This window comes from Immundisolibacter sp., assembly GCF_050250495.1.
In the GTDB taxonomy this organism is placed as follows: domain Bacteria; phylum Pseudomonadota; class Gammaproteobacteria; order Immundisolibacterales; family Immundisolibacteraceae; genus Immundisolibacter.
In genome coordinates, this window is the sequence record NZ_JBFWOM010000010.1 from 91,617 (window position 1) to 98,266 (window position 6,650).

Consider the following 6,650-nt stretch of genomic DNA (forward strand, 5'->3'; position numbering starts at 1 on the left):
CGCGGCCTGCCTCGACATTTCGTCCGGATTTCCCGCATGACACTGGCATTGGTTTTCCCGGGTCAGGGCTCGCAGTCGGTCGGCATGCTGGCCGATCTGGCGGGCGAGTTCCCGCAGGTCGAGCAGACTTTCGCCGAGGCGAGCACCGCACTCGGCTATGACCTGTGGCACCGGGTGCAGAACGGCCCGGAAAGCGAACTGCAACTCACCGCCGTCACGCAGCCGGCCATGCTGACCGCGGGCGTCGCCGTGTGGCGCGCGTGGCTCGCCGCCGGCGGCCCTGCACCGGCCGTGATGGCGGGGCACAGCCTCGGCGAGTACAGCGCGCTGGTGTGCGCGGGGGCGCTGCCCTTCGCGCAGGCGGTGCAGTTGGTCCGGCAGCGTGGCGAGTTCATGCAGCAGGCGGTGCCGGTCGGCGCCGGTGCCATGGCGGCGGTGCTGGGGCTCGATCGTTCGGCGGTCGAGGCCGCCTGTGCGAGCGCCGCGACGGCCGACGAGATCGTCGCCGTCGCCAACTACAACGCGCCGCCGCAAAGTGTGATCGCCGGCCACACGGCGGCCGTGCAGCGCGCGTCGGCGGCGGCCCAGGCGGCCGGCGCCAAGCGCGTGGTGCCGCTGCCGGTGAGCGCGCCCTTCCACTGCGCGCTGATGCGCCCGGCGGCGGCGGCGCTGACCCCGCCACTCGAAGCGGCGAGGATCGTGGCGCCCGCCGTTCCGGTGATCAACAACGTCGACGTGGCCAAGGTGAGCGAGCCCGCGGCCATCCGCGACGCGCTGATCCGGCAGATTTATTCGCCAGTGCGCTGGGTGGAGGTGATCGAGGCCATGGCCGCACGCGGCGTCACGCACGTGGTCGAATGCGGTCCCGGCAAGGTGCTGGCGGGCCTCACCAAACGCATCTGCGGCGAGCTCGACAGCCTCGCCGTGCAGGACCCGGCCAGCCTGCGCCAGGCACTCGCCGCGCTGACCTGACCGCACCTACACAGGATCCGCATGGATATTCGTCTCGACGGTGAAATCGCGCTCGTGACCGGCGCCAGCCGCGGCATCGGTCAGGCAATCGCGCTTGAACTGGCCAGGGCCGGCGCCACCGTGATCGGCACCGCCACCAGCGAGGCCGGCGCGCAGCGCATCGGTGACGAACTTGCCGCCGCCGGGCTGAAGGGCGCCGGCATGGTGTTCAACGCCGCCGACCGCGAAGGCACCGTGGCCTTGGTCGAGGCCGTCAAGAGCGCGCACGGCGCGGTCTCGATCCTGGTCAACAACGCCGGCATCACCCGCGACAATCTGCTGCTGCTGCTCAAGGACGACGATTGGGATACGGTGCTCGACACCAACCTTGGCGCCGCGTTTCGCCTGGCGCGGGCCTGTGCGCGCGGCATGACGCGTGCCCGCCGCGGCCGCATCATCAACATCGGCTCGGTGGTCGGTGCCATGGGCAACGCAGGACAGGTAAACTACGCCGCCGCGAAAGCGGGTCTGGCCGGTTTCACGCGCGCCCTGGCACGCGAGCTCGCCAGCCGCAGCATCACCGTGAACACGGTAGCACCGGGTTTTATCGACACCGACATGACCGCCGCCCTGACCGACGACCAGCGCACGGCGCTGCTGCAATCGGTACCGCTCGGACGCTTCGGCGACGCGGGTGAAGTGGCGGCGCTGGTCGCGTATCTCGCCTCGCCGCTGGCCGGCTACATCACCGGCCAGACACTGCATATCAACGGCGGCATGTACCTGGCCTGAGATGACCGGGCCGTCGGCTGCGAGCCCGCAGCAATCCTTTTTGTTTCCCTGGGAGGTTGGTGAGCCATGAGCAGCATTGAAGAGCGTGTCAAGAAAATCGTCGTCGAACAGCTCGGCGTCAAAGAGGACGAGGTCAGCAATGACTCCTCGTTCGTGGATGACCTCGGCGCCGATTCGCTGGACACGGTCGAACTGGTGATGGCGCTCGAAGAGGAGTTCGAGTGCGAGATCGCCGACGAGGCCGCCGAGAAGATCACCACCGTGCAGGAAGCCATCGACTACGTCGAGAAGGAACTGGCCTCCCGCAAGTAAGGCCGTCCGGCCGCCGCCACGAGGGACCGCTGCCACTTGAGTAAGCGACGCGTCGTCATTACCGGGCTGGGGATGGTCAGTCCGCTTGGCCTCGATGTGCCAACTTCGTGGGCCGGCATCCTCGCCGGGCGCAGCGGGATCGGGCTGATTACCGGCTTCGATACGAGCGCCTTCAGCGTGCGCATCGGTGGGGCGGTCAAGGGCTTCGAGGTGGGGAATTACCTCGCCCCGAAAGAAGCCCGCAAGATGGACACCTTCATCCATTACGGCATCGCGGCCGCGCAGGAAGCCCTGCGCGACGCCGGGCTTGAGGTGACCGACGCCAACGCCGAGCGTATTGGTGTTGCCATCGGCTCCGGCATCGGCGGCCTGCCCGGCATCGAGGCCGGGCACCTTGATTACATCAATGGCGGGCCGCGGCGGATTTCGCCGTTCTACGTGCCGGGCAACATCATCAACATGGTGGCCGGCAACGTGTCGATTCAGTTCGGTCTCAAGGGGCCGAACCTGTCGGTGGTCACCGCCTGCGCGTCCGCGACGCACAGCATCGGCGACTCGGCGCGGCTGATCGAATACGGCGACGCCGACGTGATGCTGGCGGGCGGCGCCGAGATGGCCACCTCGCCCATGGGCTTGGGTGGCTTTGCGGCCGCACGGGCGCTGTCCACCCGCAACGACGATCCCGAACGCGCCAGCCGGCCCTGGGATGCCGACCGCGATGGCTTCGTGCTGGCCGATGGCGCCGGCATCCTGGTGCTGGAAGAGCTCGAGCACGCCCGTCAGCGCGGCGCCACGATTTACGCGGAAGTGCTCGGCTACGGCATGAGCGGTGACGCCCACCACATGACCCAGCCGGACAGCAGCGGCGACGGCGCGTACCGCTGCATGCGCCAGGCGTTGCACAACGCGCGCCTCGACCCGCAGGACGTGCAGTACGTGAATGCGCACGGCACCTCCACGCCGGCCGGCGATGTGGCGGAGACGGTGGCCATCCGGCGCGCCTTCGCCGCCCATGCGGACCGGCTCGCGGTCAGCTCCACCAAGTCGATGACGGGGCACCTGCTTGGCGCGGCCGGTGGCGTCGAGGCGATTTTCAGCGTGCTCGCGCTGCGCGATCAGGTCGCGCCGCCGACCATCAACCTCGACCGCCCGGGCGAGGGCTGCGACCTCGATTACGTGCCGCACACCGCGCGGCCGATGCGACTTGAGCACGTGATCAGCAACTCGTTCGGCTTCGGCGGCACCAACGCCTCGCTGGTGTTCGGCCGGCTGGGCTGAGAGCTTGTGAATTTTTCAAGCTCTCAGGCCGGTCAGGGATGGCCGGACCAGAATCAAGCACGCAAGGGCTTGATTCGGGGGAGCAAGTCCGGGCCTGTACCGGACTTGCGACGCAAGAAATGCACAGGACGTGCATTTCTTCGCAAACTCTGAGCCCGTGCCGCACCCCGGCGCCCATGGCGCGCGTTGACCTTCGCCACGCTCGACTTTCCTGGCGCGGCGCTGCGACCGCGGCGGCGCTGCTGCTGTGCCTCGTGGCGGCAACCCTGGCGTGGCTCGGCCACCTCGCCGGGTCGCCGATATCGACCGGCGGCACTGTCGTTGTGGCGCCCGGGCAGACCCTGGCCGCGGTGCTGGACGCGTTGGCCGGCGCGGGCCAGCTTGACCATCCACGGGCGCTGCGCGCCTGGGCGCGCCTGACCGGGCGGGGCGATCGCATCATCGCTGGCGAGTATGCGATCAGGCCCGGCACCACGCCCGCCCGTCTGCTCGCTGACTTTGCCGCCGGTCGCGTGTTGCGGCACGCCGTGCGCCTGCCGGAGGGCGCGACCTTTCGCGCCGCGCTCGGCGCCATCTGGGCTGCGCCCGCGGTGACGGCCACGCTGCGTGGGCGAAGCGATGCCGACATCATGTCGGCGCTGGGCTCGCCGGCCCTTCCGGCCGAAGGCTGGTTCCTGCCGGACACCTATTTCGTGACCCGCGGCGAGACCGATCTTGCGCTGCTGCGGCGCAGTCACGCCGCCATGCGGGCGCGACTTGACGCGCTGTGGGCGGCGCGCGGCGCGAATGCGCCCTCCAGTGCCGAGGATGCCGTGACGCTGGCCTCGCTGGTGGAGAAGGAAACCGGTCGTGCCGACGAGCGCGCACTGGTCGCGGCCGTGTTGCTGAACCGCCTGCGCCAGGGCATGCCGTTACAGATCGACTCGACCGTCATCTATGGCCTCGGCGGCAGTTTTGACGGCAATCTGACGCGGCGCCATCTGCAAACCGCCACGCCGCACAACACCTATACCCGGCGCGGCCTGCCGGCGACGCCGATCGCGCTGCCGAGCGAGGCCTCGCTGGTGTCCGTGCTGCACCCGGCGCCGGTCGACTATCTGTACTTCGTCGCCCGCGGCGACGGCAGCCACGTGTTCTCGCGCACGCTCGCCGAGCACAACCGGGCGGTGGACTGCTATCAGCGCCAGCAAGCCGCGCGGTGCCGGTCGTGAACGGCGGGCGCTTCATCACGCTGGAGGGCCTCGAAGGCGCCGGCAAGAGCAGCCGGGCGGTCGAACTCAAGGCCTTTCTGGAGCGGCACGGCAAGCCCGTGCTGTTGACGCGCGAGCCGGGCGGCACGCCGCTGGGCGAGCGCCTGCGTGAGTTGCTGCTGACCCCAGCGGACACCCCGATGGCGCCCCTGACCGAGCTGCTGCTGATGTTCGCCGCCCGCAGCGAGCACGTGACGCGCGTCATCCTGCCGGCGCTCGACGCCGGTCAGTGGGTCGTGTGTGATCGGTACGTCGACGCGAGCTACGCCTATCAGGGCGGCGGGCGCGGGCTCGGGGCCGCGCCGGTGGCGGCGCTCGAAGCGCTGCTGCCGCCCCGCGCCCGCCCGGACCTGACAGTGCTGCTCGATCTGCCGGTCGAGACCGGCCTTGCCCGAGCCAGCAAGCGCGGCGCGGCAGACCGCTTCGAGCGGGAGACGGTCGAGTTCCACGCGCGCGTGCGCGCGGCTTACCTCGACCGCGCCCAGCAGGCGCCGCAGCGCTACTGCGTGGTCGATGCCGCGGCCGATCCCGCCGCCGTGCAGGCCGACATCGAGCGCGCCGCGGGGGCGCTGCTGTGAGCGCGCCCTTCCCGTGGCTGGCGGAACCCTGGCAGACGGTGTGCGCGGCGCGCGCCGCCGGGCGTTTGCACCATGCGCTGCTGGTGGCGGGGCCGCCCGGGATCGGCAAGGCCGTTTTCATCGAGGCGCTGGCCGGCTGGCTGCTGTGCGAACAGCCGCGTGGTGACGCCGTGTGTGGCGAGTGCCGCGGCTGCCAGCAGCACGCCGCCGGCAGCCACCCCGACTGCGTGGTGCTGAGCCCCGATCATGAGCAGCGCCCGGCGCTGGCGCGTTACCCCGGCCAGCGCAGCCAGTACGACAGCTCGCGCAAGACGGCATCGACCGTCATCAACGTCGCGCAGGTGCGCGAGCTGCACGATCGCCTGCACGCCAGCGCGCACTACGGCGGTTACAAGCTGGCCGTGCTGCTGCCGGCGGATGCGCTGAACACCGCCGCTGCCAATGCGCTGCTCAAGCTGCTGGAAGAGCCACCCGATAACACGCTGTTCCTGCTGCTGTCGCAGCGTGCGGCGCGCTTGCCGGCGACGGTGCGCAGTCGCTGTCAGGCGCTGCGCTTGCATGCGCCGTCGCCGGCGCAGGCCCGCGCGGTGATGTCCGCGACCGGCGGCGACGCGGAGCTTGCGCTTGATCTCGCCGGCGGGGCGCCGCTGCGGGCACGGGACTTGCTCGGTATGGACATCGCGAGTGTGTGGCGCGAGGTCACCGGCGGACTCGCCGGGCTGCTGGCCGGCAGTGCCGACCCGCTGCGGTTGGCGCGCGACTGGCTGAAGCTGCCGCAAGAGGCGCTGGATGCCGCGCTGTACGGCTGGTTACGCCATGCGCTGCGGCGCGCCGGCGGTGATGTGCAGGCCCGCGTCGCGGATACCGCGCCGCTCAAACGCCTGCAGGCGTTCGCGGCCGAGCTGGAGGATTTCACGCGCCTGCGCGAGCATCCGCTGGTCAAGGATCTCGCCCTGCAACGCCTGCTGTACCCCCTTTGGACCGGCGCCTGACGCGCCGGCCGACTGTCGAAGGAGTCCGCCATGGCCGACAACTCCGCGCCAGAAGTCCCGACCGGCGTGCTCGCCGTGTCCATACGCGACAAGAACGCGCTGTATGCGTCGTACATGTCGTTCGTGGCCGGCGGCGGGCTGTTCATCCCCACCAGCCGTCAGGTGCACCTCGGCGACGAACTGATCCTGCTGCTCACGCTGATGGACGAGACGGAAAAGCTGCCGGTTGCCGGCAAGGTGGTGTGGATCACCCCGCGCGGGTCGCAGAACGGCAAGGTGGCGGGCGTCGGCGTGCAGTTCGTGGACGACGACAGCAGCCGCGTGGCTCGCAACAAGATCGAGACCTATCTCGCCGGCACGTTGAACAGCGAGCGCCACACGCACACCATGTGAGCATGCTGGTCGACTCGCACTGCCATCTTGACCTGATCGACCCGAGCCTGGAGCGCGTCGACGCGCTGCTGCAGGAGGCCGCCGCGGTCGGCGTCGGGCACTTT

At 70.2% G+C, this 6,650-nt stretch carries 8 protein-coding genes and 1 pseudogene; all 9 read left to right on the forward strand.

Features of this window, described 5'->3' with window-relative positions; genetic code table 11:
• The first annotated feature begins 36 nt into the window (after nt 1-36).
• A complete protein-coding gene (gene fabD, locus AB7F93_RS08860) occupies nt 37-972 on the forward strand; it encodes an ACP S-malonyltransferase (RefSeq protein ID WP_428302538.1) in 936 nt (311 codons plus the stop codon).
• Nucleotides 973-993: 21 nt separating this feature from the next.
• Nucleotides 994-1,743: a 3-oxoacyl-ACP reductase FabG gene (fabG, locus tag AB7F93_RS08865; RefSeq protein WP_428302539.1), complete on the forward strand. Its 750-nt coding sequence runs from the start codon at nt 994-996 to the stop codon at nt 1,741-1,743.
• 66 nt (nt 1,744-1,809) lie between these two features.
• Nucleotides 1,810-2,055 carry an acyl carrier protein gene (acpP, locus tag AB7F93_RS08870; protein ID WP_068803058.1) on the forward strand — a complete coding sequence of 82 codons (246 nt, stop codon included), beginning with the start codon at nt 1,810-1,812 and terminating at the stop codon, nt 2,053-2,055.
• A 36-nt stretch (nt 2,056-2,091) separates the two neighbouring features.
• Nucleotides 2,092-3,333 carry a beta-ketoacyl-ACP synthase II gene (gene fabF / locus AB7F93_RS08875; RefSeq protein ID WP_428302540.1) on the forward strand — a complete coding sequence of 414 codons (1,242 nt, stop codon included), beginning with the start codon at nt 2,092-2,094 and terminating at the stop codon, nt 3,331-3,333.
• Nucleotides 3,334-3,509: 176 nt separating this feature from the next.
• On the forward strand, nt 3,510-4,544 hold the full coding sequence (gene mltG, locus AB7F93_RS08880; protein WP_428302541.1) for an endolytic transglycosylase MltG: 1,035 nt from the start codon (nt 3,510-3,512) through the stop codon (nt 4,542-4,544).
• A complete protein-coding gene (tmk, locus tag AB7F93_RS08885; RefSeq protein ID WP_428302542.1) occupies nt 4,541-5,161 on the forward strand; it encodes a dTMP kinase in 621 nt (206 codons plus the stop codon). Before mltG ends, tmk begins: the two co-directional genes overlap by 4 nt.
• Nucleotides 5,158-6,153: a DNA polymerase III subunit delta' gene (gene holB, locus AB7F93_RS08890; RefSeq protein ID WP_428302543.1), complete on the forward strand. Its 996-nt coding sequence runs from the start codon at nt 5,158-5,160 to the stop codon at nt 6,151-6,153. Before tmk ends, holB begins: the two co-directional genes overlap by 4 nt.
• Before the next feature lie 30 nt (nt 6,154-6,183).
• Complete coding sequence (locus AB7F93_RS08895) at nt 6,184-6,546, forward strand: PilZ domain-containing protein (RefSeq protein ID WP_428302544.1); 363 nt, start codon at nt 6,184-6,186, stop codon at nt 6,544-6,546.
• A gap of 2 nt (nt 6,547-6,548) precedes the next feature.
• A pseudogene (locus tag AB7F93_RS08900) lies at nt 6,549-6,650 on the forward strand (hydrolase TatD); the annotation flags it as partial.